Below are 25,829 nucleotides of genomic sequence, written 5' to 3' on the forward strand. Positions count from 1 at the left end.
CCACAATAGCCCAATCCGTGTGAGAAGAACGCAATCATGAGCGACCTGTACGCCGAAGCCCTGTCCACGTTTGCCGGCCTGTTCGAGGAGGCCAAACAGAGCCGCGAGGTCGAGCCGAACGCGATGACCGTGGCCACCGCCGATACGCAGGGCCGTCCCTCGGCGCGCACCGTGCTGCTGAAGGCCTTCGACGAGCGTGGCTTCGTCTTCTACACCCACCTGGACAGCCACAAGGGCCAGGAGCTGCAGGCCAATCCGCAGGCCGCGCTGCTGTTCCTGTGGCGCAGCCTGCGCGAGGCCGGCATCCAGGTGCGCATCGAAGGCCGTGTCGAGCAGGTTGCCGATGCCGAGGCCGACGCCTATTTCGCCAGCCGCCCGCGCATGAGCCAGATCGGTGCCTGGGCCTCGCAGCAGTCGAAGACGCTGGCGACGCGCGAGGAGTTCGACGCGCGCGTGGCCGAGATCGAAGCCCGCTTCGAGGGCAAGGACGTGCCGCGCCCGGGCGGCTGGAGCGGCCTGCGGGTGGTGCCTGACCGCATCGAGTTCTGGTACGGCGCGCAGTTCCGCCTGCACGAACGCTGGTGCTATGAAGCCGGTGCCGAAGGGCGCTGGAGCAAGCGCCTGCTGTACCCGTGATCGACAGCGCGCCCACGATCCGCCAGGCCACGCCGGCCGATGCGGCCGCGTGGGCGCAGTTGCGTCTCGGCCTGTGGCCCGATGCCGATGATCCGCTGGAGGAACTGGCGGAGTCGCTGGCCGATGCCGAAGGCGCGGTATTCCTCGCTTGTCTGGTCGGTGGCGAAGCGGTGGGCTTTGCCGAAGTACGCCTGCGCCATGACTACGTGAATGGCACCGAGTCTTCGCCAGTCGGCTTCCTGGAAGGCTGGTACGTGCAGCCGCCGTGGCAGGGCCACGCCGTGGGCCGCGCTCTGCTGGCGGCAGTGCAGGCGTGGACGCGCGCAGCCGGCTGCAGCGAGCTGGCCTCTGACAGTCGCATGGAAGACGTACAGGCGCACGCCGCGCATCGCGCGTGTGGCTTCGAGGAAACCGAGCGCGTCGTGTATTTCCGCATGACGTTGGATGCCGAGCTGCCCCGGTAGCCGCCAACCTTGGTTGGCGATGCTCCCGTAGTGTCGATCCATGCTCGACTGCTGTTGCTCCGGTACGAAAAGCAGTCGAGCATGGATCGACGCTACAGGAGCAGATTGTCGCGAACCGACGGGTTCGCTTCATCTGCGAGCAGGCCAGTGACCTGCACACTCGGCTGGATGCCCTCGACTTCCGGAATTGCCATGCCCTCCTGGCGTTGCCTGTTTGCCGTGCCTCCACCGCGCCGCGGCGTGGAAGCCTTCCTGCTGCTGCTTGCCCGCATCGTCACCGGCGTGATGTTCTGCGTATCCGGCTGGAACAAGGTGTTCACCGACGCGGGGCGCGAGCGCATGGTGCATACGCTGGTTGATGCGGGCATTCCATTCCCGGTGTTCAGTGCGCCGGTGCTCGGTGCGATCGAATGGATCGCCGGCGGCCTGCTGGTGCTGGGTCTGTTGAGTCGCCCCTCGGCGCTGCTGCTGGCGGGCATCTGTGCGGTGGCCGCAATGACCGATGGCATCGCGCGCATTCCTGCGGGATTGAGCCTGCCCGATTGGCTGAGCTGGTTCTTCTACCTGAGCGAAGTGCCGCTTGGGGTGCTGCTGCTATGGGTTGCGGCGATAGGGAGCGGTCGGTTCGCCATCGAGGCGCGTTGGGCGCGCTGACGGCACGCACCCTGTAGAGCCGAGCCCATGCTCGGCTGCTTCTGCGGGAAGATCAGCCGAGCATGGGCTCGGCTCTACAGGCCGTCAGCGCGCAGCCAGCGCCACAGCGTGGTGCGTGAGACGCCCAACGCCTGCGCCATCCCCTCGCGATCATTGCGATGTTCCTGCAGCAGCGTCTCCAGCTGCGCACGCGGCGGGCGCTTGCCGTTGCTTTCCAGTGGTAGCGCGGCGGCGCTCTCATTCACCAGTTCGGGTGCCAGCTGCAGCAGTCGCGCGGCATCAATCAGCCCTTCACCGGGCTGCCAGTGGATGCGCAGCCGATCCACCAGATTACGCAGCTCACGCACGTTGCCTGGCCAACTGGCAGCGGTCAGCACCGCCAGCGCATCCTCATCCAGTGGCGCATCGATGCCACGCAGCAGGCGGAAGAAGTGCTGCGCCAACAGTGGGATGTCACTGCGTCGCGCACGCAGCGAGGGCAGGGCAATGCGCAGCGCGGCCAGACGGTAATACAGGTCGCGGCGGAAGCTGCCGGCCGCCGCGCGCTGTTCCAGCGACTGCAGGGTGGCAGCGACTACGCGCAGGTCCACCGGCGTCGGTTCGGTAGCGCCCACGCGCAGTACTTCACGTTCCTCCAGAACCCGCAGCAGGCGGGTCTGCAGCGGCAGCGGCAGTTCGCCGATTTCGTCCAGGAACAGGGTGCCGCCATCTGCCGCCTCGACCAGGCCGACACGGCCGCCACGGCGTGCGCCGGTGAAGGCGCCATCGCTGTAGCCGAACAGCTCCGCCTCCAGCAGCGATTCGCTGATCGCGCCGCAGTTCAGTGCCACGAAGCGTCCGCGACGGCCGCTGGCGGCGTGCAGCTGGCGCGCCACCAGTTCCTTGCCGGTGCCGGTTTCGCCGCTGACCAGTACGGTGCTGTCATGTGGGGCGTAGAGCGCGATCTGCGCGCGCACCTGCGCCATCGCCTCGCTGTCGCCGAGCAGTTCATGCGCGTCGGCGCGCGCTGCGGGGCGTCGGCGTGGGGTAGGCCGATTGCCGCTGGAGCGGGCCAGTGTCTGGGTCAGTTCCAGCGCATGCTCGAAGGCCTGCCGCACCGAGTCGGCCGAATACAGCAGCACCCCGGGCAGGCCGGCCTGTTCGGCGTGGTCGATGGCCATGCCGGTGCCGACGATCACTTCGATGCCGTTGGCGCGCAGGTCGGCGATGCAGTCGCGCGCGTCCTCGCGGGTGACGAAGCGCCGATGCTCGATATCCAGGCCGAAACTCTGCTGGAAGTTGCTGAACACCGGCACGTCGCTGGCGTGGGTGACCAGGCCGATGCGGCTGGCGATGCGTCGCGCGCGCGCCAGCGCCTCCATCAGATCGAAGCCGTTGGCCTGGATCGGCACCAGCGGCAGATCCAGCCGGCCACGCAGCCAGGCGGCGTTGGAGCCGCCAGCAATCACCACATCGCAGTGCTCGCGGCGCAGGCGTTGCCCGATCACCTCCACCGCTTCCTCGAAGCCGAGGTTGATCTGTTCGATGCGCGCGCGGCGGTCGAACTCGGGAATGACGTCGCCGAGCAGGCCGGTCAGTCGCGAGACGCTGACCGTCCAGATCACCGGTCGGCCGGGGTCGGCATCGGCATGGCGCAGGGGCGAGCGGGGCAGGTACATGGCGACGGGTTCAGACGGGGTGTTTCATGATACATCTGTTTCAATGTTTCATTTGTTTCGCGGCTGCGTGTCGGTCATCCCCGTGAAATCAACTGCTTGCAGCTTGGCATGGTGCTTGCGCCTACCCATCCGTTCTTCAACCTGGATTGCCGCATGACTGCTTCCACCCCTTTCTCCGCCGGTGCCCGTTTCCGTGAGGCGCTGGCTGCCGAGTCGCCGCTGCAGGTGATCGGCGCGATCAACGCTAACCACGCCCTGCTGGCCAAGCGCGCCGGCTTCCGCGCCATCTACCTGTCGGGCGGCGGCGTTGCCGCGGGCTCGCTGGGCCTGCCGGACCTGGGCATCAATACCCTGGAAGACGTGCTGGTGGACGTGCGCCGCATCACCGATGTCTGCGACCTGCCGCTGATGGTCGACATCGATACCGGTTTCGGCCCGAGCGCGTTCAACATCGCGCGCACCGTGAAGTCGCTGATCAAGGCCGGCGCCGCGGCCTGCCATATCGAGGACCAGGTCGGCGCCAAGCGCTGCGGTCACCGCCCGGGCAAGGAGATCGTCTCGCAGGGTGAAATGGTCGACCGGGTGAAGGCGGCCGCCGATGCCAAGACCGATCCGGACTTCTTCCTGATCGCGCGCACCGACGCCATCCAGGTGGACGGCGTGGACAAGGCCATCGAGCGCGCCATCGCCTGTGTCGAGGCCGGTGCCGATGGCATCTTTGCCGAGGCCGCCTACGACCTGGAGACCTACCGCCGCTTCGTCGACGCGGTGAAGGTGCCGGTGCTGGCCAACATCACCGAATTCGGTGCCACCCCGCTGTTCAGCCGTGATGAACTGGCCTCGGCCGGCGTCGCCATCCAGCTGTTCCCGCTGTCGGCGTTCCGTGCCGCCAACAAGGCCGCCGAGAACGTCTACCAGGCGGTCCGCCGCGATGGCCACCAGCGCAACGTGGTGGAGACCATGCAGACCCGCGAAGAACTCTACGACCGCATCGGCTACCACGCGTTCGAGCAGCAGCTCGATGCACTGTTCGCCGCCAAGAAATAAGCAGTACCCTGCACCATCAAGTTTTCGGAGGGAAACATGAACGATACGACCGCAACCCCGACCTTCAAGCCGAAGAAGTCCGTCGCCCTGTCCGGCACCGCCGCCGGCAACACCGCGCTGTGCAGCGTGGGCCGCAGTGGCAACGATCTGCACTACCGTGGCTATGACATCCTGGACCTGGCCAACACCAGCGAGTTCGAGGAAATCGCCTACCTGCTGGTGCACGGCAAGCTGCCGACCCGCGCCGAGCTGGTTTCGTACAAGGCCAAGCTGAAGTCGCTGCGTGGCATCCCGGCCGCGGTGAAGGCGGCGCTGGAAGAACTGCCGCCGTCGGCGCACCCGATGGACGTGATGCGCACCGGCGTGTCCGTGCTCGGCTGCGTGGCGCCGGAGAAGGACGACCACAACCATCCGGGCGCGCGCGACATCGCCGACAAGCTGATGGCCTGCCTCGGTTCGATGCTGCTGTACTGGTACCACTGGAGCCACAACGGCCGCGCCATCGACGTGGAAACCGACGACGACTCGATCGGTGGCCACTTCCTGCACCTGCTGCACGGCGAGAAGCCGCAGGAATCGTGGGTGAAGGCGATGCACACCTCGCTGATCCTGTACGCGGAACACGAGTTCAACGCCTCGACCTTTACCTGCCGCGTCATCGCCGGTACCGGCAGCGACATGTACAGCGCGATCTGCGGTGGCATCGGCGCGCTGCGCGGCCCGAAGCACGGCGGCGCCAACGAAGTGGCGTTCGAAGTGCAGAAGCGCTACGACAACCCGGATGAAGCCGAGGAAGACATCAAGGCCCGCGTCGAGCGCAAGGAAGTGGTGATCGGTTTCGGCCACCCGGTCTACACCGTCTCCGATCCGCGCAACAAGGTGATCAAGGACGTGGCCCGCGAGCTGTCCGAAGAACAGTCCAGCATGAAGATGTACGACATCGCCGAGCGCCTGGAATCGGTGATGTGGGACATCAAGAAGATGTTCCCGAACCTGGACTGGTTCAGCGCCGTCAGCTACCACATGATGGGCGTGCCGACCGCGATGTTCACCCCGCTGTTCGTGATCGCCCGCACCGCCGGCTGGAGCGCGCACATCGTCGAGCAGCGCATCGACGGCAAGATCATCCGCCCGAGCGCCAACTACATCGGTCCGGAAGACCGCGACTTCGTCGCCATCGACAAGCGCGTCTGATCCACCTGCTGTACCCATCCGGCCGGCCGCGTGCCGGCCGGATGCTTTCGCCGCCGCACCGCCGGCACCCGGCCCGCCCCAAGCACTCCGCCAGCCCATGAATACCGATTACCGCAAGAACCTCCCCGGCAGCACGCTGGATTATTTCGACGCGCGCGCCGCTGTCGATGCAATCCAGCCCGGCGCCTATGCCACCCTGCCATACACCTCGCGCGTGCTGGCCGAGAACCTGGTGCGCCGCTGCGATCCGGCTACGCTTGGCGATTCGCTGAAGCAGCTGATCGAGCGCCGCCGCGACCTCGACTTCCCGTGGTTCCCGGCACGCGTTGTGTGCCACGACATCCTCGGCCAGACCGCACTGGTCGACCTGGCCGGCCTGCGTGATGCGATCGCCGACAAGGGCGGTGACCCGGCCAAGGTCAATCCGGTGGTGCCGGTGCAGCTGATCGTCGATCACTCGCTGGCGGTGGAGTGCGGTGGTTTCGATCCGCAGGCGTTCGAGAAGAACCGCGCCATCGAAGATCGCCGCAACGAAGACCGTTTCCACTTCATCGACTGGACCAAGCTGGCGTTCGAGAACGTGGACGTGATTCCGCCGGGCAACGGCATCATGCACCAGATCAACCTGGAGAAGATGTCGCCGGTGGTCTACGTGCAGGACGGCGTGGCCTTCCCGGATACCTGCGTGGGCACCGACAGCCATACCCCGCACGTGGACGCGCTGGGCGTGATCGCGATTGGTGTTGGCGGCCTGGAAGCCGAGAACGTGATGCTGGGCCGCGCCTCTTGGATGCGCCTGCCGGACATCATCGGTGTCGAGCTGACCGGCAGGCCGCAGCCGGGCATCACCGCCACCGACGTAGTGCTGGCCCTGACCGAGTTCCTGCGCAAGGAACGCGTGGTGGGTGCGTATCTTGAATTCTTCGGCGAGGGTGCCGCGGCACTGACCATCGGTGACCGCGCCACCATTTCCAACATGTGCCCGGAGTACGGCGCGACTGCCGCGATGTTCTACATCGACGGGCAGACCATCGATTACCTGCGCCTGACCGGCCGCGAGGAATCGCAGGTGGCGTTGGTCGAAAACTACGCACGCACCACTGGCCTGTGGGCCGATGACCTGGCCACCGCGCAGTACGAGCGTGTGCTGCGCTTCGACCTGTCCAGCGTGGTGCGCAACATGGCCGGTCCGTCGAACCCGCACAAGCGCGTGGCCACCGCCGAACTGGCCGAGCGCGGCATTGCCGACGCAGCCAAGCTGGAAGCGGGCAAGGCCGAACAGTCGCAGGGGCTGATGCCCGATGGCGCGGTGATCATCGCCGCCATCACCAGCTGCACCAACACCTCCAATCCGCGCAACGTGATCGCCGCCGCGCTGCTGGCGCGCAAGGCCAACGAACGTGGCCTGCTGCGCAAGCCGTGGGTGAAGTCCTCGCTGGCGCCGGGCTCCAAGGCGGTGCAGCTGTACCTGGAAGAATCCGGCCTGCTGCCGGAACTGGAGAAGCTGGGCTTCGGCATCGTCGCCTTCGCCTGCACTACCTGCAACGGCATGAGCGGTGCGCTGGACCCGAAGATCCAGCAGGAAATCATCGACCGCGACCTGTATTCCACCGCCGTGCTGTCGGGCAACCGCAACTTCGACGGCCGCATCCACCCGTACGCGAAGCAGGCCTTCCTGGCCTCGCCGCCGCTGGTGATCGCCTATGCCATCGCTGGCACCGTGCGCTTCGATATCGAGAAGGACGTGCTGGGCGTGGACACCGACGGCAACGAGGTGCGCCTGAAGGACATCTGGCCGAGCGACGCCGAGATCGACGCGGTGGTGAAGGCCGCGGTGAAGCCGGAGCAGTTCCGCCGTGTCTACAACCCGATGTTCAACGTGCGCGTGGAGCACGGTGCGGCGGTCAGCCCGCTGTACGACTGGCGCCCGCAGAGCACCTACATCCGCCGGCCGCCATACTGGGAGGGTGCACTGGCGGGTGAGCGCACGCTGTCTGGCATGCGCGCGCTGGCGGTGCTGCCGGACAACATCACCACCGACCATCTGTCGCCGTCCAACGCGATCCTGGCGTCCAGTGCCGCCGGTGAATACCTGGCGAAGATGGGCCTGCCGGAAGAGGACTTCAATTCGTACGCCACCCACCGCGGCGACCACCTGACCGCGCAGCGCGCCACGTTCGCCAATCCGAAGCTGTTCAACGAGATGGTGCGCAACGACGACGGCAGCGTGAAGCAGGGTTCGCTGGCGCGCGTGGAGCCGGAAGGCAAGGTCATGCGCATGTGGGAAGCGATCGAAACCTACATGGACCGCAAACAGCCGCTGATCATCATCGCCGGTGCCGACTACGGCCAGGGCAGCTCGCGTGACTGGGCCGCCAAGGGCGTGCGCCTGGCTGGCGTGGAGGCGATCGTGGCCGAAGGCTTCGAGCGCATCCACCGCACCAACCTGATCGGCATGGGCGTGCTGCCGCTGGAGTTCAAGCCGGGCACCACCCGCCTGACCCTGGGCATCGACGGCACCGAGACCTTCGACGTGATCGGCGAGCGCATCCCGCGCGCCGACCTGACCCTGGTCATCCACCGCCGCGACGGCCAGGACGTGATCGTGCCGGTCACCTGCCGCCTGGACAGCGACGAGGAAGTGGCGATCTACGAAGCCGGTGGCGTGCTGCAGCGCTTCGCCCAGGACTTCCTGGAAGGCGCCAAGGTGGCGTGATGCCGGGCTGAATGCCTGCCCCCGGAGGCCGGGGGCGGGCTTGTCCGACACCAGGGCAGGGCGCACACTGACTTGGCAAAAACTGCCAAAGGAGAGTTTCATGGCCACCATGAACATTTCGCTGACCGATCCGCTCAAGCAGTTCGTGGACGAAGAAGTGCGCGAAGGCGGCTACTCCAGTACGTCGGACTACGTGCGTGACCTGATCCGCCAGCGCCAGCGCAGCAAGGCTGAAGCGCTGCTCAAGCAGCTGATTGCCGAGGGGCTGGCGTCGGGACCTGCCGTTCCGGTGACTGCGGCCACATTCGAGCGGATGCGTCGCGAACTGACCGAAAGGATGGAGCGTGAAGGCGATTGAATGGAGGCCCCGGGCCGAGACAGACGCAGCCGACGCCGCGCTGTGGTACGCACGACAGGGAGGGCTGGCACTGGGCCAGCGCTTTCTTGCCGAGCTGGAGGCCACGCTTCAACGTATTGCGATGTTCCCTGCGTCAGGTTCCGTCCGCCATGCCGACCTCGCCGCACAGTTGCCGGCACTCTTGCGCTTCATGCAGGTTCCGGGCTTTGAACGCTATCTCGTCTACTACCTCGATCTGCCGGACCGCGTGGACGTCATGCGAGTGTGGTGCGTTGATCGTGGCCTTGACGCACTGATGCAAGACATTTCCTGAAATCCAAACGCTTGGATCCGACGATGAATTTTCTTCCGCAACTCCGTATTCCCGCCACCTACATGCGCGGCGGCACCAGCAAGGGCGTGTTCTTCCGCCTGCAGGATCTGCCCGAGGCCGCGCAGGTGCCTGGCGCCGCACGCGATGCGCTGCTGATGCGCGTGATCGGCTCGCCCGATCCGTATGGCAAGCAGACCGACGGCATGGGCGGCGCCACCTCCAGCACCAGTAAATGCGTGATCATCTCCACCGCCTCGGTGCCTGACCACGACGTGGACTACCTGTATGGCCAGGTCTCGATCGACACCGCCTTCGTCGACTGGAGCGGCAACTGCGGCAACCTCAGTACTGCAGTGGGTCCGTTCGCGATCGCCAATGGTCTGATCGATCCGGCCCGCGTGCCGCGCGATGGCCTGTGCACCGTGCGCATCTGGCAGGCCAACATCGGCAAGACCATCATCGCGCACGTGCCGATGCGCGATGGCGAAGTGCAGGAGATCGGCGATTTCGAGCTGGACGGGGTGACCTTCCCGGCGGCCGAGATCCAGCTGGAATTCATCGATCCGTCCGATGACGGCGATGCGGGTGCGATGTTCCCGACCGGCAATCTGGTCGATACCCTGGATGTCCCCGGCGTGGGTAGCTTCGAGGTGACGATGATCACCGCTGGCATTCCGACCATCTTCCTCAACGCCGCCGACCTGGGCTACACCGGCACCGAGCTGCAGCCGGCGATCAACGAGGACAAGGCCGCACTGCAGAAATTCGAGACCATCCGCGCACATGGCGCGCTGCGCATGGGTCTGATCAAGAACCTGGAAGATGCGGCGACCCGCCAGCACACGCCGAAGGTGGCCTTCGTGGCGCCGGCGCAGGACTACGTGTCGTCCAGCGGCAAGGCCATTGCGGCCTCGGCCATCGACCTGCACGCACGTGCGCTGTCGATGGGCAAGCTGCACCACGCGATGATGGGCACGGCCGCCGTGGCGATCGGTACTGCGGCGGCGATTCCGGGCACCCTGGTCAACCGTGCCGCCGGTGGTGGCGAACGCGAAGCGGTGACCTTCGGTCATCCCTCCGGCACGCTGCGCGTAGGTGCGCAGGCCGGTCTCGTTGACGGCCAGTGGACGGTGACCAAGGCCATCATGAGCCGCAGCGCCCGCGTGCTGATGGAAGGCAAGGTGCGGGTGCCGGCCGAGTGATGCGTTGGTAAACGCCAACCAAGGTTGGCGACTACCGGGCCGCAGAGACCGATTGCTTTGGTAGATGCCAACCTTGGTTGGCATGGTGCACGGACAACCGTGCACCGCAACGAGGAGATCGACGATGTCCGACAGCCACACCCCCTCCAACGAGCGTGCAGCGTGGGATGCGCTGTTGGTGGACATCGTCGATTACGTGCGCGACGCACGCATCGACTCACCGCTGGCGTTCCAGACCGCGCATCACTGCCTGCTCGATACGCTGGGCTGTGGCCTGGAGGCGCTGTCCTTCCCAGCCTGCAGCAAGCTGCTCGGTCCACTGGTGCCGGGCATCAGCGTGGTCAACGGCGCACGCGTACCGGGCACGCACTACGTGCTGGACCCGGTGCAGGCCGCCTTCAACCTCGGCGCGATGGTGCGCTGGCTGGATTTCAACGACACCTGGCTGGCGGCCGAATGGGGCCATCCGTCGGACAACCTGGGCGGCATCCTTGCCGTCTGCGATTGGCTGGGTCGCAACGCGCAGGCCCTGCGCCGCCCGCCGCCGACCGTGCACGACGTGCTGCTGGCGATGATCAAGGCGCACGAGATCCAGGGTGTACTGGCCCTGCAGAATTCCTTCAATCGGGTCGGGCTGGACCATGTGGTGCTGGTCAAGGTCGCCACCACCGCTGTGGTGGCGCAGCTGCTCGGGCTGGATCGCGAACGCATGCTCAATGCGCTGTCGCTGGCCTGGGTCGATGGCCAGGCGCTGCGAACCTACCGGCATGCGCCCAACACCGGCTCGCGCAAGAGCTGGGCGGCCGGCGACGCGACCAGCCGTGGCGTGCGCCTGGCGCTGATGGCGGCCAGCGGCGAGATGGGCTACCCCAGCGTGCTCAGCGCACCGACCTGGGGCTTCGAGGCTGTGTCCATGCATGGACAGGCACTGACGCTGGAGCGGCCGCTGGGCAGCTATGTGATGGAGAACGTGCTGTTCAAGATCAGCTACCCGGCCGAGTTCCACGGCCAGACTGCGGTGGAGGCAGCGATCGCGCTGCACCAGCAATTGCGCGCGATGGGGCGGCAGGTCGAGGATATCGCGCACATCGCCATCCGCACCCAGGAAGCCTGCATCCGCATCATCGACAAGAGGGGCCCACTGCACAATCCGGCCGACCGCGACCACTGCGTGCAGTACATGATCGCCATCGCGCTGCTGCATGGGCGGTTGGTGGCCGAGGACTATGAGGACGACGTCGCCGCCGATCCGCGCATCGACGCATTGCGCGCAAAGATGGCCTGCCACGAGGATCCGCAGCTCAGCGCCGACTACCTGGACCCGGGCAAGCGCAGCATCGCCAACGGCCTCAGCGTGCGCTTCAACGATGGCAGTGAACTGCCGGAGGTGCTGGTGGAGTACCCGCTCGGCCACGCGCGGCGCCGCGGGGAGGGCATTCCGCTGCTGATGGACAAGTTCCGCCGGCACCTGGCCCACCGCTTCCCGACCGCCCAGCAGCAGCGCATCCTGGCCGCATCGCTGGACCCGGTGGCGCTGGCGGCGATGCCGGTGACCGACTACGTGGATCTGTACCTGCCGGGGTAGGGGGCTTCGCCGGATCTGGCGCTGCGCCTGCTTGCCGGGCACGTAGCTGCACCTGCTTTGGTAGGTGCCAACCTTGGTTGGCACGGCCGACGCCAACCAAGGTTGGCGACTACCGATCCCGCCGGCCAGCGGCCGGTGCTACCCGCGCCCGGAGCAATTGCCGAATTCGCGTCAACACCTTGACGCAGCCCGCCTATAATGGCCGCCTCGATCAAGGAGTGACGACATGAGCGGTCCGGCACGGCGGAAGCGGTGGGGATGGGCGGCGGCTGTACTGGCAGGAGGCCTGTTGCTGGGCCTGGCCGGCTGCCGCAACGACAGCGGGCAGCTGCCCAAGACCAGCGGTGAAGCGATCACCACCAAAGCCGAGCAGGTGAAGGAATTCACCCTGCTGCGCGCCTACCCGGACCAGAAGAATGACGGCCTGTCGCTGGCGCTGGAGTTCTCGCGCCCACTGGTCGGCACCCAGGATTTCGACAAGCTGGTGCGCTTCGAAGAGAAGGTCGGCACCGACGACAGCAGCTGGACGCTGTCCGATGACGGCCTGACCCTGCGTTACCCGTTCGTCGAGGCTGGCAAGGAGTTCAGCCTGGTGGTCTCGGCCGACCTGCTCGCCGCCGATGGCAGCCGCCTGGGCAAGGAACTGAAGCAGAAGGTGTTCAGCGGCGAGCTGAAGCCGGTGGTTGGTTTCGCCTCGCAGGGCAGCGTTCTGCCGGCCAAGGACAGCCGAGGCCTGCCGGTGGTCTCGGTGAACGTGCCGGAGGTCGACGTCGAGTTCCTGCGCGTGCGCGAGAAGGACCTGCCGACCTTCTTCAGCCAGTACCAGCGCGGCGGCCGCCGTGGCAGCTGGGAGCTGAGCAGCGACTACGAGCGCAGCCCGATCAACAAGCTGGCCGAGCCGGTCTACGTCAACCGCTTCATCCTCGGCGGCAAGAAGAACGAGCGGGTGCTGACCTACCTGCCGACCCAGGACATCAAGGAACTGCAGGAGCCGGGCCTGTACTTCGCCCTGCTCAAGCGCACCGGTGACTATGAAGGCGAGTTCGACACCGCGTTCTTCTCGGTCAGCGACATCGGCCTGCATACCCGTGCCTACAAGGACAAGCTGTTCGTACATACCGCCGGCCTCAAGAACGGTGCGCCGCTGAAGAACATCGACCTGCGCGTGCTGGATGCCAAGGGCGAGGTGGTGCTCAAGGGCAGCACCGACGGCAATGGCAATGCGCTGCTGAACTACACCCTGGATGCCACCCACGTGCTGGTCGCCAGCAGCGGCAAGGACACCAGCTTCCTGCCGTTCAACCAGCCGGCGCTGGACCTGAGCGAATTCGCCGTGGCCGGCCGTGACAACGCCTGGTTCGACGTCTATGCCTGGTCCGGGCGCGACCTGTATCGCCCGGGCGAAACCGTGCGCCTGTCCGCGCTGCTGCGCGACAACGACGGCAAGCCGGTCAAGGCTCAGCCGGTGTTCCTGCGCCTGAAGCAGCCCGATGGCAAGACCTTCCGCGAGACTCGCCTGCAGCCGGGCGAGCAGGGCTACATCAACTTCGAGCAGGTGATCCCCGCCGAGGCGCCGACCGGGCGCTGGCAGGTCGAGTTCCGCACCGATCCGGCCAGCAAGGAAGCGATCCAGGGCATGACCCTGCGCATCGAAGAGTTCCTGCCCGAGCGCATGAAGCTTGACCTGGACAGCGCGCAGAAGACGCTGAAGCCGGGTGAGGACCTGCGCCTGCAGGCCAATGGCGCCTATCTGTATGGCGCGCCGGCCGATGGCAACCGTTTCACCGCGCGCATGGCGGTGGCCGTCGAGCAGAAGCCGGTGGACGGCCTGCCAGGCTATTTCTTCGGTGACCCGACCCTGCAGCTGCCGCGCGAGGCCAAGGACGTGATCGATACCACGCTGCCGGCCAATGGCCAGCTGCGTGAGGACGTTGCGTTGCCGGAAGAGGCGGCCAAGGCCAAGGCACCGATCGCCGTGGTGCTGTCCGGCAGCCTGTATGAAACCGGTGGCCGCACGGTCACCCGTACCCTGAAGCGGGTGATGTGGCCGGCCAATGCGCTGGTCGGCGTGCGCCCGCTGTTCAACCCCGAGGACGGCGCCGATTCCAACGGCAATGCGCGCTTCGAACTGATGCGTGTGGATGCCGCCGGTGCGCCGCAGCCGGCCAAGGGTTTGAAGATCACCCTGGTGCGCGAACTGCGCGACTACCACTGGACTTTCAACGACAACCGCTGGGACTACGACTACACCCGCCGCTTCGAGAACAAGGAAACCCGCACCGTCGATGCCGGCAGCAGCGCGGTCGCCTTCGACTTCCCGGTGGAGTGGGGTGAGTACCGGGTGGACGTGTTCGATCCGTCCACCGGCCTGACCAGCCGCTACCCGTTCCGCGCCGGCTGGAGCTGGGGCGACGACAACCGCGGCCTGGACGCGCGCCCGGACAAGGTCAAGCTGGGCCTGGACAAGACCGGCTACAAGGCCGGTGACACCCTGGAAGTGACGGTGACCCCGCCGCATGCCGGCAAGGGCATCCTGATGGTCGAGACCGACCGCATGCTGTACGTGCAGGACATCGAGGCCAAGCCGGGTTCGACCTTCAAGATTCCGGTCACCGCCGACTGGGAACGCCACGACGTCTATATCACCGCGCTGGTGTTCCGTGGCGGCAGTGCGCCGAGCAAGATCACCCCGGCCCGTGCCGTGGGCGTGGTGCACGTGCCGATGGACCGCAAGGGCCGCACCGTGGCCGTCGGCCTGGCTGCGCCCAAGCAGATGCGCCCGGAGCAGGACCTGCCGGTGACGGTCAGCGCACCGCAGCTGGCCGGCAAGATGGCGCACGTCACCGTCTCGGCGGTGGACGTGGGCATCCTCAACATCACCCGCTTCCCGGTGCCCGATGCCGGTGCGCACTTCTTCGCCCAGCGTCGCCTCGGCATCGATGCCTACGACATCTACAGCCGGGTGATCGAGAGCTTTGATGGCGGTGCCGGCAAGCTGAAGTTCGGTGGCGACATGGCGCTGCAGGCGTTGCCGCAGGCCAAGCGCCCGACCGCGCGCGTGCAGACTGTGGACCTGTTCTCCGGCCCGGTGCAGCTCGACGCCAAGGGCATCGCCCGGATCCGCCTGAAGGTGCCGGACTTCAACGGTACCCTGCGCGTGTCGGCGTTGGTCTACAGCGATGACCAGTACGGCAAGCGCGATGTGGAAACCATCGTGCGCGCGCCGATCCTGGCCGAAGCCAGCATGCCACGCGTACTCGCCCCGGGCGACCGCAGCACGGTGACCCTGGACGTGCAGAACTTCACCGGCAAGCCGGGCCAGTTCATCGTGAAGGTGGAAAGCGAAGGCCCGTTGAACCTGGGCGAGGGCAGCCGCAGCGTGCAGTTGAATGCCGATGCCAAGACCACGCTGAGCTTCCCGCTGTCGGCGCGCGAGGGCCACAGCGTGGCCAAGGTGCGGGTGCGGGTGGACGGCAACGGCTTCAAGGCCGATCGCCGCTACGACCTGCCGGTGCGTGCGGCGTGGCCGCAGGTATTGCGTTCGCAGGTGCGTACGCTGGATCCGCTGGCCGCGGTCAGCCTCGACAACAGCCTGACCGATGGCCTGATGTCCGAGTCGGTGAATGCTCGCCTGCTGGTCAGTCCGCTGCCGCCGATTCCGTTCGCCAGTGCACTGCAGGGCGCGCTGAACTACCCGTATGGCTGTGCCGAGCAGACCACCAGCAAGGGCTACGCTGCGTTGATCCTGGACCAGGCGACGTCGTCGATGCTCGGTGCCGATGGGCTGGATGCCAAGACCCGTCGCGAGCGCATGGAAGGTGCGTTTGGCCGCCTGGCGTCGATGCAGGTGGCCAATGGCAACTTCTCGATGTGGGGTGACGACGGCTACGTGAACCCGTGGCTGACCCCGTACATCACCGAGTTCCTGCTCGACGCGAAGGACGCCGGTTTCGCGGTGCCCGACAACGTGCTGCAGAAGGCGCTCAACCGTCTCAGCGAGGATCTGCTGTCCGGCGGCAACCAGTTCTACGGCCAGGACGACCGCGAGAAGCTGAAGTTCGCCAACCAGGCCTATTCGGGCTACGTGCTGGCCCGGGTCAACCGCGCTCCGCTGGGGACGCTGCGCACGCTGTATGACAACGAGCGCAGCAAGGCGGTCGGCGGCCTGTCGCTGGTCCATCTGGGCGTGGCGCTGTCGCTGCAGGGCGATGCCAAGCGTGGCCAGGCGGCACTGGCCGCCGCCTTCGCCAAGTCCAGCAGCGAACGCCCGTCGTACTTCGGCGACTACGGCAGTGCGATCCGTGATGACGCGCTGATGATCGCGCTGACCCACGAAAACAAGCTGGCCAAGCCAGCCTGGGATGCACGTGCGGTTGACCTCGGCCGTGGCCTGGATGCGCGCCGCAATGCCGGCTGGATGTGGCTGAGCACGCAGGAACAGGTAGCGATTGCCCGCCTTGGCAAGGCACTGGCCGCCAACCAGAAGGCGCTGGTGGCCGGTGAACTGGTGATCGGCGGCACGACCGAAGCGATCGGCGAGCGCAAGCTGTTCGGCCGCAACTTCAGCGCCAGCGAGCTGGCCAGCGGCGTGCGCTTCACTCCGCAGGGGCAGCCGCCGATGTTCGCCAGCATCGACGTGGCCGGTATCCCGCGCAGCGCGCCGGCACCGGATAACAGCGTGCTGGGCGTCGAGCGCAGCTACTACGGCACCGATGGCAAACCGTGGTCGCCGCGTCCGCTGAAGGAGGGCGAAGCCCTGATCGTGCGGGTCACCGTTACCGCCGACACCACGATGCCCGATGCATTGCTGACCGACCTGTTGCCGGCCGGCCTGGAGATCGAGAACTTCAATCTGGGCGACGCCAAGCAGTGGGCCGATGTGGTGGTTGATGGCATCACCATCAGCGACCGCGGTGAAGCCGCCGACACCAAGCATGAGGAGTTCCGCGACGACCGCTATGTGGCCGCGCTGAAGCTCTCGCGTGGCAGCAAGGCCAACGTGTTCTATCTGGTGCGTGCGGTGACCCCGGGTACCTACTCGGTGCCGCCGCCGCTGGTGGAGGACATGTACCGGCCGCAGCTGCGCGGCGTCGGCCGCAGCAACCCGACCACGATCACGGTGGTACAGCCGTGACCGCGCGGACGGGCCGCGACGGCGCGGCCCGTCCTGCTGGCAACCCGCAATGAAGAACACGATGACGACCCGGCTGGCGGCCCTGCGCCGCCGGCTGCGGCCGCTGTGGCCGTGGCTGCGCTGGGGTACGGCGGGTCTGTTGGCACTGCTGCTGGTGCTGGATTTCGCCTTCCCGCCGCCGCTGCCGAAGCAGCGCGATACCAGCACCCTGGTGGTGGCTGCAGACGGCACACCGTTGCGTGCGTTCGCCGACGCCGAGGGCGTGTGGCGCTATCCGGCATCGATCGACAGCGTCTCGCCGCTGTACCTGCAGGCGCTGCTGACCTACGAAGACCGCTGGTTCTGGCGCCATCCAGGCATCAACCCGCTGGCGATCCTGCGTGCCAGCGGCCAGCTGCTGCGCGGCGGTCGCATCGTGTCCGGTGGCTCGACCCTGACCATGCAGGTCGCCCGCATCCTCGACCCGCATACGCGCACGCCCTGGGGAAAGCTCAAGCAGATGCTGCGCGCGGTGCAGCTGGAAGTGCACCTGAGCAAGCCGCAGATCCTGGCCCTGTACCTGGAGCGCGCGCCCTACGGCGGCACCATCGAGGGCGTGGAAGCGGCCAGCTGGGCCTATCTGGGCAAGCCGGCGGCGCAGCTGTCGCACGCCGAGGCCGCGTTGCTGGCGGTGCTGCCGCAGGCGCCAAGCCGGCTGCGCCCGGACCGCCACCCGGAAGCGGCGCAGAAGGCGCGCGACAAGGTGCTGTCACGCATGGCCGAGCTGGGCGCGTGGACAGCGGACGAGGTGGAGGACGCGCGCATCGAGAACGTGGTCGCGCGCTCGCTGCGGCCGCCGTTGCATGCCGCGCTGCTGGCGCAGCGCCTGCATTCGGCGCATCCAGGCCAGGCGCGCATCCAGAGCAGCATCGACATCGGCCTGCAGCGCACGCTGGAAGAACGCGTGGCCAGCTATTTCTCGACGCTGCCCGAGCGCACCTCGGCGGCGCTGCTGGTGGTCGACAACCAGACCCTGCAGGCACGCGCCTATGTCGGCACGCTGGCGTTCGGCGACCGCCAGCGCCTTGGCCACGTGGACATGGTGCAGGCCTGGCGTTCGCCGGGCTCCACGCTCAAGCCGTTCCTGTACGCGATGGCGCTGGACGATGGCCTGATCCATTCGGAAAGCCTGCTGGTCGATGCGCCGCAGAGTTTCGGCAGCTACCGTCCAGGCAACTTCGACATGGCCTTCAATGGGCCGATTGGTGCCTCCAGTGCATTGCGGCTGTCACTCAATGTGCCCTCGGTGGACCTGCTGCAACGGGTGGGCGCGGCGCGCTTCGCCGCACGCCTGTCGCACTCTGGCATCCAGCTGCGCTTCCCACCGGGCAGCACGCCCAACCTGTCGCTGATCCTGGGCGGCACCGGTGCGCGGCTGGAAGATCTGGTCGGTGCGTTCGCCGCGCTCAACCGCAACGGCATCGCCGGGCGCGTGCGCTACACCGATGACGAACCGATGATCGAGCGGCGCCTGGCCTCGCCGGGCGCCAGCTGGATCGTGCGCGAGATGCTGGAATCGAACCCTCGCCCGGGCTACAGCGTCGGTACCTTCGATGTCGGTGGACGCCCGCGGGTGGCGTGGAAGACCGGCACCAGTTACGGGTACCGCGATGCGTGGGCGATCGGCAGCACCCGCCACTACACCGTGGGCGTGTGGGTGGGCCGGCCGGACGGCACGCCGTTGCCGGGCCAGTACGGCGCGGTGACCGCGCTGCCGCTGATGTTCGAAGTGGTGGACAGCCTGCCGCGCCAGCGCGGCGATTCGGCTGCTGCACCGATGCCGGCCAGTGTCAGCCAGGAAGATATCTGCTGGCCCACCGGCGAACGCGCCGAGGGCCTGCCGGCGGCACTGTGCCAGCGGCGGATGTCGGCCTATCTGCTGGACGGCGCGGCGCCGCCGACCTTCCCTGAGCGCGAGGCGCGGCGCTGGCAGCCGGGACGGCAGCGTTATCTCGCAGACGCGCGGACCGGCCTGCGTGTGTCGGCCGATTGCCGTGCGTCACACGAGGAGGTGACACGTGAGATCGCGCGCTGGCCGGCGCTGCTGTCACCGTGGTTGTCCAAGGCCACGCGCGAGGCCTCGCAGCTGCCGGCGCTATCGCCAGACTGCCGCGACGATGGGCGCGAAGCCAGTGTGGCGCTGCATGTGGACGGGCTCAACGACGGCGCCACGCTGGCGCGCGCGCCGAATGCGGAACATGGCGTGCGCCTGCAGCTGCGCGCGCTGGGCAGTGAGCAGGCAGTGGACTGGTTGCTGGATGGACGCTGGATCGCGCAGACCCACGGTGCGCAGTTGATGCAGCGCGAATTCGCCGAGCCGGGCGCACACACCCTGACCGCGCTGGCGGCTGACGGCGCGTGGACGCAGGTGCGGTTCAACGTCCTCCGGTAGATGCCCACCTTGGTCGGCGCGCGGTCCAGCGCCAACGACATCGCCGTGCTCTGGTAGGTGCCAGCCTTGGTTGGCACGCGGCAAAGGCGCCCACCAAGGTGGGCATCTACCGGATCATTCCCCGATCCACCCATCCAGCAGGTCGGCGAATTCGTCGGCGTGCTCCTCTTCCTGCGCGAGGATTTCTTCGAGGATGCGCTTGGTGGTGGTATCGCGGTCGCCGATGAAGTTGATCATCTCGCGGTAGCTGTCGATGGCAATCCGTTCGGCGACCAGGTTCTCACGGACCATGTCGCGCAGGTCGCTGCCTTCCTTGTATTCGGCATGCGAACGCGCGGTCAGCGTATCGGGGTTGAAGTCCGGCTCGCCGCCGAGCTGGACGATGCGCTCGGCCAGCTTGCCGGCGTGCGCCTGTTCCTGCTGTGCATGTTCGAGGAATTCGGCTTTCACCGCGTCGGCCAGCATGCCCTTGGCCATGAAATAGTGCCGGTAGTAGCGCAGCACGCATACGTACTCGGTGGCCAACGCATCGTTGAGCAGCTTGATCACCACCTTGCGGTCGGCGCTGTAGCTGTCGGTGATCGCACCGTCCTCGATGTTGCGTCGTGCACGCTCGCGCAGGGTCTTGCGATCGCTGATGCCGGGTACCTTGGCGGCAGATCTGGGAGCTTTGGCTGGCTTGCTGGACATGGCTGGCCGTTTCCTCTTGCGGTGGAAGATCAGGTGGGCAGGTGGTCCAGCACGTACTCGGCCGAAGACACCTCGAACTGGCCGGGCTGTTCGATCCAGGCCGCGCGTACCACGCCATCCACCACGTACAGGGCGAAGCGGCGTGAGCGGATGCCCATGCCCGAGGCGCTGGCGTCGAGCTCCAGGCCGAGCGCGCGGGTCAGTTCGGCATTGCCGTCGGACAGCATCAGCAGGCCGTCGGGCACGCTCTGGTCGGCAGCCCAGGCCTTCATCACGAACGGGTCGTTGACGGCCATGCAGTAGACGTCGATGCCGCGCTGGCGGAACGCTTGGAACTTCTCGACGTAGCCGGGCAGGTGGCGCGCCGAGCAGGTCGGGGTGAACGCACCGGGCACCGCGAACAGCACCACCTTGCGTGCGTCGAACAGCGAGTGCGTATCGAGCGTTTCGATGCCCTCGCGGATGCGCTTGAGGGTCACTTCCGGAATGCGGTCGCCGACATGGATGGTCATGGGGAACTCCTTGCTGGGGCAGGCTAGTGGGCCGGATGGGACAGGGGCGTCAAGACATTGGAAACCCGGTGTGCAGGCCCCATCTTCAGGCTTTGTGGCAGGGGCTTCCAGCCACAGCGTGGCGCATGGGGATGGCAGCCGCATTGCGCAGGATCAGTCGGCCTCACCGGGGCCGCACGAGGGGCGGCGTAGCATCGCCGGCGCGTAGAATGAACCCGGGGCGGCGCCACCGGCGCGGCCGAAGCAGATCGAGGTAGCTGGATGGAATTCAAGGATTACTACGCCACCCTGGGGGTGGAACCGAGCGCGGGCGAGGCGGAGATCAAGACCGCCTACCGCCGGCTGGCACGCAAGTACCACCCGGACGTCAGCAAGGAGGCCGGGGCCGAAGACAAGTTCAAGGCGGTCAACGAGGCCTACGAGGCGCTGCGCGACCCCGAAAAGCGGGCGGCGTATGACCAGCTGCGCGCGCAGGGCTATCGCCCGGGCGAGGAGTTCAACGTACCGCCGAACTACGGCGGCGCCGGCGGCTTCAATTTCGAGGAAGTGTTCGGCGGTGGCGGCCCCAATGGCGGCTTCAGCGACTTCTTCGAGAGCCTGTTCGCGCGCCAGCGCGGTGGCGGTGGCGGAGCCGGTCCGGGGCCGGGCTTCAGCAGCCAGGGCCACGCGCCCAACCGCGACACCCGCGCCAAGCTGTCGGTTCCGCTGGAAGCGGCCTACAGCGGCGACAGCCTGCGCATCACCGTCAACGGCAAGCAGCTGGACGTGCGCGTGCCCAAGGGCATCCGCCCAGGCCAGGTGATCCGGCTGGCCGGGCAGGGCAACCAGGGCGGCAACCTGCTGCTGGAAGTGGAGTACGCCGCCCACCCGCAGTTCGAGGTCGACGGCCGCAACATCCTCTACACGCTGCCCGTCACGCCGTGGCAGGCCGCGCTGGGCACCAGCCTGAGCGTCCCGACGCTGGGTGGCACGGTGGAGCTGAAGATCCCGGCCGATTCCGATGCCGGCCGCAAGCTGCGCCTGCGCGGCCGCGGCCTGCCGGGCAACCCGGATGGCGACCAGATCGTCGAGATCGAGATCGTGGCCCCGGCCGCGACCGACGAGGCGCAGAAGAAGGCCTACCGGAACCTGGCCAAGGCCTTCGGCGAGTCAATCTGAGCACGCCTTCCGGTAGTGCCGGCCGCTGGCCGGCATTTTCATGGATATGGACGGTCGTGCGTGGTTGCCGGCCAGCGGCCGGCACGACAAGAGCGTGCCAACCAAGGTTGGCACCTACCGGGGCGATGTGGCGACCAAGGCCGGCTTCAGCCCTGCCCGGCGAACACCCGTTCCAGCACCTCGGACAGTTCGTCTTCCGAGAACGGCTTGGTGATGTAGGCCTTGGCGCCCTGGCGCATGCCCCACATGCGGTCGGTGTCCTGGTCCTTGGTGGTCACCAGGATCACCGGGATATGCCGGGTCGCCTCGTCGCGTGCGAGGGTACGGGTGGCCTGGAAGCCATTGAGGTTGGGCATCACCACGTCCATCAGGACCAGGTCGGGCAGCTCGGCCTTGGCGGTTTCGACCCCGGCGGCGCCATCGGTGGCGGTCAGGATCTGGTGCCCGAGCTTCTCGACGATGCGCTGTATCCCCAACAGCTGCGACGGTGAGTCGTCGACGATCAGAATGCGTGCCATGTTGTTCCCCATGTAATGCCCGCAGTGTAGTGCGGGCACATTACTGGCGGGAGGGGCGCATCTGCCGTCCGTCGCCTGCCTGCGACGTTCAGTCGATCCGCACCACGGTACGGCCCAGCGAACCACCCACCAGCATCCGTTCGAATACGGCAGGAAGGCCATCGAGGCCGACTTCGGCGGTGCAGATGCGGTCCAGGTGCTGCGGCTTCCAGTCACTGCCCAGCCGCGACCACACTTCTTCGCGCAGCCCACGCGGTGCATTGGCCGAGGACACCCCCAGCAGCGACACGCCGCGCAGGATGAACGGCATCACCGTCATATCCAGCGTCGGACTGGCTGCCAGGCCGGCACTGACCACGCTGCCGTAGGGCACGGTCTGCGCCAGCAGGCTGGCAAGCATGTCGCCTCCGGCATTGTCGAGGCCCCCGCCGAAGCGGGCCGACTGCAGCGGGCCGGTGTCGGACAGTGCCTCGCGCGGTAGTACTTCAGCGGCGCCGATACCATGCAGGAACTCGGCCTGGTCCGGTTTGCCGCTGACTGCGTGCACGGTGTAGCCGGCACGACTGAAGATCGACAGCGCCAGCGCACCGACACCGCCGCTGGCGCCGGTGACCGCCAGCGGGCCGAGTTCCGGCACCTGCCGGTTGTCCTGCATGCGCAGCAGCGCCAGCGCCGCCGTGAAGCCGGCGGTGCCCAGCACCATCGCCTCGCGCGGGCTGAGCCCGGCCGGCTGGGCAATCACCGCACGCGACTCCAGCCGCACATACTGGCTGTAGCCGCCATCGCGGGTTTCGCTGAGGCCGCAGCCGGTGGCCAGCACCGCATCGCCTTCACGCCAGTCTGGATCGGTGCTGGCAACCACGGTGCCGGCCACGTCGATGCCCCCCACCAGCGGGAAACGGCGCAGGATCCTGCCCTTGCCGGTGCCGGCCAGGGCATCCTTGTAGTTGACCGAAGACCAGTGGGCGCGGATCAGTACCTGGCCGGGGTTGAGGTCGTCGACATTGAGCTGGGCCAGGCCACTGCGGTAACCGGCGGCGTCGTTTTCGATGCGGAAGGCGGTGAACGGGGTGGTGGGGGCCATCGGCGTTGCCTGACTTCGAGGAAAACGCCACCTTACCCCGTTGCCCCCCTTTCGATCCTGCCGATCCGCCCCATCTTGTATGATCGGTGATGGTTTCACGGCTGGTGGTGCGGGAAGGGCCCGCGCCGCAGCCCAAATCTTGATGGAGCGTGCATGGCCTGGAATACACCCGGCGGCAACAAGGGCGGACAAGGCCCCGAGGACAATCGACGCGGGCCGTTCGGGTCGCGCGGCGGTGGCAATGGTGGTGGCTGGGGCGGACTGCCCGGGCCGCTGAAGGACCTGTTCGACGGCGGCATCATGCGTTGGGTGGTGGCAGCTGTCGTGTTGCTGGTGCTGTTCTCCAGCTTCCAGCTGATCGGCGAACAGCAGCGTGGCGTGGTGCTGCGCTTCGGCCAGTTCTCGCGCATCCTGCAGCCCGGCCCGAACTTCAAGCTGCCGTGGCCGATCGAATCGGTCACCAAGGTCAATGCCACCGAGATCAAGACCTTCTCGATCCAGGTGCCGGTGCTGACCCGCGACGAGAACATCGTCAACGTCTCGCTGAACGTCCAGTACCGCATCGACGACCCGCAGCAGTACCTGTTCGGCACGGTCGATGCCAACCAGGTGCTGGAGCAGTCGGCGCAGAGCGCGGTGCGCGAGGAAGTCGGCCGTGCCGACCTCAACGCGGTGCTGAACAACCGTGGCCCGCTGGCCGTGGCCGCCGAGGAGCGCCTGCAGGCACTGCTGAAGGCGTTCAAGACCGGCCTGACCGTGACCGGCCTGACCCTGCAGGACGCCCGTCCGCCGGAAGAAGTGAAGCCGGCCTTCGACGAGGTCAACGGTGCCCAGCAGGTCAAGGAACGCCTGATCAACGAAGCCCAGGCCTACGCCGCCAAGGTCGTGCCGGAAGCCCGAGGCCAGGCCTCGCGCGCCCGTACCACCGCCGAAGGCTACAAGCAGGCCGTGGTCTCCAAGGCCGAGGGTGACGCGCAGCGCTTCAGCCTGTTGCAGGCCCAGTACAAGGACGCCCCGGAAGTGACCCGCAAGCGCCTGTGGCTGGAGACCGTGCAGCAGGTGCTGAGCGAGAACCGCAAGGTGATCGGTGGCGATGGCCGCCAGCTGATCTACGTGCCGATGACCGGCGATACCCGTCCCACCACCTCGGCGCCGCCGGGAGTGACCAATCCGGAGGTGGTGATGCCGTCGCTGCCGGGTGCAGCGGCGGAAGCTTCCCGTGATCCGGGCCGGCCGGTGGGCCGCCCGACCGGGCGACCGAGCGGCCGTGAGGAGGGCAGCCGATGAAGAGTCCTATCTGGATCGCCGTGATCGTGGCGGTGGTGCTGGGCCTGCTTGGCTCGGTGTACGTGGTCCGCGAGGACCAGACCGCCATGGTGCTGAACCTGGGCAAGGTGGTGCGTTCGGACATCAAGCCGGGCCTGCACTTCAAGGTGCCGGTGGTGGAAACGGTGAAGGTCTTCGACCGCCGCTTCCAGGTGCTCGACACCGCCCCGGCGCGTTACTTCACCGCCGAGCAGAAGGACGTCAGCGTCGACTTCTTCGCCATCGGCTACATCTCCAACGTGGGTGACTACTTCCGTGCCACCGGCGGCGATCCGCGTATCGCCAATGCCCGCCTGGCGCCGATCATCACCGACTCGCTGCGCAACCAGATCAACTCGCGCACCCTGCAGCAGCTGGTGTCCGGCGACCGCAGCGAGCTGATCGCCGAGCAGCTGAAGGGGATCAACGAAGCGGTGGCCGGCCTCGGCATGCAGATGATCGACCTGCGCATCAAGCAGGTGGACCTGCCGACCGACAGTCAGGTGATCAATGACGTGTACGAGCGCATGCGTGCGCAGCGCAAGCAGGAAGCGGCCAAGCTGCGTGCGGAGGGCGAGGAGCAGTCGCTGACCATCCGCGCCCAGGCTGACCGTGACAGCACCGTGCTGATCGCCGAAGCCGAGCGTGATGCACAGCGCCTGCGCGGTGAAGGCGATGCCGATGCGGCGCGCATCTACGGCAAGGCCGGCTCGGCCGACCCGTCGTTCTATGCGTTCTACCGCAGCCTGGAGGCCTACCGTGGCTCCATGAGCGACGGCAACGGCGTGATCGTGCTCGACAAGAACGACCCGTTCCTGCAGTACCTGAAGAACGACCGCTGAGGTCGCAGGGCAGTACCCCACGGGGCCCGGCCAGATGCCGGGCCCCGTGCTTTTTCCGGAGTCCCCCATGAAAGATCTGTTCGCCGCCGTCTGCCTGGTGGCGGTGCTGGAAGGCCTGTTCCTGTTCGTCGCCCCGTTCGCCTGGAAGCGCATGGCCGAGCGCCTGCTGGACCTGCCCAGCCCGGCCCTGCGCAGCTTCGGCGGGCTGGTGCTGCTGGCCGGCCTGAGCCTGCTGTGGTGGGTGCGGCATTGAAAGGGTAGTGCCGGCCGCTGGCCGGCAACCTGTGATTGCCGGCCAGCGGCCGGCACGACCGGGCGGGGCGCCTGA

General features: G+C 67.2%; 21 protein-coding genes. 16 read left to right on the forward strand and 5 right to left on the reverse strand.

The features are described from left to right. Positions 1 to 36 precede the first annotated feature (36 nt). From pdxH to VPH47_RS05070, 3 genes are all read left to right on the forward strand, one after another. Entirely contained in the window at positions 37 to 636 is a 600-nt protein-coding gene (gene pdxH, locus VPH47_RS05060; protein WP_368850257.1) for a pyridoxamine 5'-phosphate oxidase, read from the forward strand. After that, the gene (gene aacA, locus VPH47_RS05065) at positions 633 to 1,100 is read left to right on the forward strand and encodes an aminoglycoside 6'-N-acetyltransferase (RefSeq protein ID WP_368850258.1); all 468 of its coding nucleotides are present in this window, start codon (positions 633 to 635) and stop codon (positions 1,098 to 1,100) included. Before pdxH ends, aacA begins: the two co-directional genes overlap by 4 nt. 192 nt (positions 1,101 to 1,292) lie before the next feature. Further along, a complete protein-coding gene (locus tag VPH47_RS05070) occupies positions 1,293 to 1,754 on the forward strand; it encodes a DoxX family protein (protein ID WP_368850259.1) in 462 nt (153 codons plus the stop codon). 74 nt (positions 1,755 to 1,828) lie between these two features. Here the strand turns inward: VPH47_RS05070 and prpR are convergent, their stop codons facing one another. Next, on the reverse strand, positions 1,829 to 3,412 hold the full coding sequence (gene prpR / locus VPH47_RS05075) for a propionate catabolism operon regulatory protein PrpR (RefSeq protein WP_368850260.1): 1,584 nt from the start codon (positions 3,410 to 3,412) through the stop codon (positions 1,829 to 1,831). Between the two features lie 153 nt (positions 3,413 to 3,565). Here prpR and prpB point away from each other — a divergent pair, with 153 nt between their 5' ends. From prpB to pbpC, 9 genes are all read left to right on the forward strand, one after another. Then, positions 3,566 to 4,459, forward strand: a complete 894-nt coding sequence (prpB, locus tag VPH47_RS05080; protein ID WP_053510427.1) for a methylisocitrate lyase — start codon at positions 3,566 to 3,568, stop codon at positions 4,457 to 4,459. Positions 4,460 to 4,495: 36 nt separating this feature from the next. Then, positions 4,496 to 5,653, forward strand: coding sequence for a 2-methylcitrate synthase (prpC, locus tag VPH47_RS05085; RefSeq protein ID WP_014038133.1), 1,158 nt, complete (start codon positions 4,496 to 4,498; stop codon positions 5,651 to 5,653). A 97-nt stretch (positions 5,654 to 5,750) separates the two neighbouring features. Further along, the gene (gene acnD / locus VPH47_RS05090; protein ID WP_368850261.1) at positions 5,751 to 8,369 is read left to right on the forward strand and encodes a Fe/S-dependent 2-methylisocitrate dehydratase AcnD; all 2,619 of its coding nucleotides are present in this window, start codon (positions 5,751 to 5,753) and stop codon (positions 8,367 to 8,369) included. A 100-nt stretch (positions 8,370 to 8,469) separates the two neighbouring features. After that, a complete protein-coding gene (locus VPH47_RS05095; protein WP_032127809.1) occupies positions 8,470 to 8,727 on the forward strand; it encodes a type II toxin-antitoxin system ParD family antitoxin in 258 nt (85 codons plus the stop codon). Next, positions 8,714 to 9,040 (forward strand): type II toxin-antitoxin system RelE/ParE family toxin, encoded by a 327-nt coding sequence (locus VPH47_RS05100; RefSeq protein WP_006384132.1) that lies wholly within the window; start codon positions 8,714 to 8,716, stop codon positions 9,038 to 9,040. Before VPH47_RS05095 ends, VPH47_RS05100 begins: the two co-directional genes overlap by 14 nt. Positions 9,041 to 9,063: 23 nt before the next feature. Further along, positions 9,064 to 10,242 carry a 2-methylaconitate cis-trans isomerase PrpF gene (prpF, locus tag VPH47_RS05105; protein ID WP_368850262.1) on the forward strand — a complete coding sequence of 393 codons (1,179 nt, stop codon included), beginning with the start codon at positions 9,064 to 9,066 and terminating at the stop codon, positions 10,240 to 10,242. A 124-nt stretch (positions 10,243 to 10,366) separates the two neighbouring features. After that, positions 10,367 to 11,827, forward strand: coding sequence for a bifunctional 2-methylcitrate dehydratase/aconitate hydratase (locus VPH47_RS05110; RefSeq protein ID WP_368850263.1), 1,461 nt, complete (start codon positions 10,367 to 10,369; stop codon positions 11,825 to 11,827). A 226-nt stretch (positions 11,828 to 12,053) separates the two neighbouring features. Continuing rightward, positions 12,054 to 16,961, forward strand: coding sequence for an alpha-2-macroglobulin (locus VPH47_RS05115; protein ID WP_368850264.1), 4,908 nt, complete (start codon positions 12,054 to 12,056; stop codon positions 16,959 to 16,961). Between the two features lie 49 nt (positions 16,962 to 17,010). Then, positions 17,011 to 19,392 (forward strand): penicillin-binding protein 1C, encoded by a 2,382-nt coding sequence (gene pbpC, locus VPH47_RS05120; RefSeq protein ID WP_180855562.1) that lies wholly within the window; start codon positions 17,011 to 17,013, stop codon positions 19,390 to 19,392. 114 nt (positions 19,393 to 19,506) lie between these two features. On the opposite strand, the gene VPH47_RS05125 is transcribed toward pbpC, so the two are convergent. Together VPH47_RS05125 and VPH47_RS05130 are read right to left on the reverse strand one after the other, a co-directional pair. Beyond that, positions 19,507 to 20,082: a bacterioferritin gene (locus tag VPH47_RS05125; RefSeq protein ID WP_110713170.1), complete on the reverse strand. Its 576-nt coding sequence runs from the start codon at positions 20,080 to 20,082 to the stop codon at positions 19,507 to 19,509. 29 nt (positions 20,083 to 20,111) lie between these two features. Further along, positions 20,112 to 20,594, reverse strand: a complete 483-nt coding sequence (locus VPH47_RS05130; RefSeq protein ID WP_110713168.1) for a peroxiredoxin — start codon at positions 20,592 to 20,594, stop codon at positions 20,112 to 20,114. Between the two features lie 261 nt (positions 20,595 to 20,855). Here VPH47_RS05130 and VPH47_RS05135 point away from each other — a divergent pair, with 261 nt between their 5' ends. After that, a complete protein-coding gene (locus tag VPH47_RS05135; protein ID WP_368850265.1) occupies positions 20,856 to 21,752 on the forward strand; it encodes a DnaJ C-terminal domain-containing protein in 897 nt (298 codons plus the stop codon). Positions 21,753 to 21,898: 146 nt separating this feature from the next. On the opposite strand, the gene pilH is transcribed toward VPH47_RS05135, so the two are convergent. Then, positions 21,899 to 22,270 (reverse strand): twitching motility response regulator PilH, encoded by a 372-nt coding sequence (gene pilH, locus VPH47_RS05140; protein ID WP_005410644.1) that lies wholly within the window; start codon positions 22,268 to 22,270, stop codon positions 21,899 to 21,901. 88 nt (positions 22,271 to 22,358) lie between these two features. After that, positions 22,359 to 23,354, reverse strand: a complete 996-nt coding sequence (locus VPH47_RS05145) for a YhdH/YhfP family quinone oxidoreductase (RefSeq protein WP_049463116.1) — start codon at positions 23,352 to 23,354, stop codon at positions 22,359 to 22,361. 153 nt (positions 23,355 to 23,507) lie between these two features. On the opposite strand from VPH47_RS05145, the gene hflK reads away from it, so the two are divergent. The 3 genes from hflK to VPH47_RS05160 all read left to right on the forward strand — a co-directional run bounded on the left by hflK (position 23,508) and on the right by VPH47_RS05160 (position 25,754). Beyond that, entirely contained in the window at positions 23,508 to 24,641 is a 1,134-nt protein-coding gene (gene hflK / locus VPH47_RS05150; RefSeq protein WP_049401370.1) for an FtsH protease activity modulator HflK, read from the forward strand. Continuing rightward, complete coding sequence (hflC, locus tag VPH47_RS05155) at positions 24,638 to 25,501, forward strand: protease modulator HflC (RefSeq protein ID WP_088026795.1); 864 nt, start codon at positions 24,638 to 24,640, stop codon at positions 25,499 to 25,501. Before hflK ends, hflC begins: the two co-directional genes overlap by 4 nt. Before the next feature lie 67 nt (positions 25,502 to 25,568). Beyond that, complete coding sequence (locus tag VPH47_RS05160) at positions 25,569 to 25,754, forward strand: DUF2065 family protein (RefSeq protein ID WP_005414170.1); 186 nt, start codon at positions 25,569 to 25,571, stop codon at positions 25,752 to 25,754. Positions 25,755 to 25,829: the final 75 nt, after the last annotated feature.

This window comes from Stenotrophomonas sp. WED208 (assembly GCF_040984485.1).
GTDB classification, from domain to species: domain Bacteria; phylum Pseudomonadota; class Gammaproteobacteria; order Xanthomonadales; family Xanthomonadaceae; genus Stenotrophomonas; species Stenotrophomonas riyadhensis.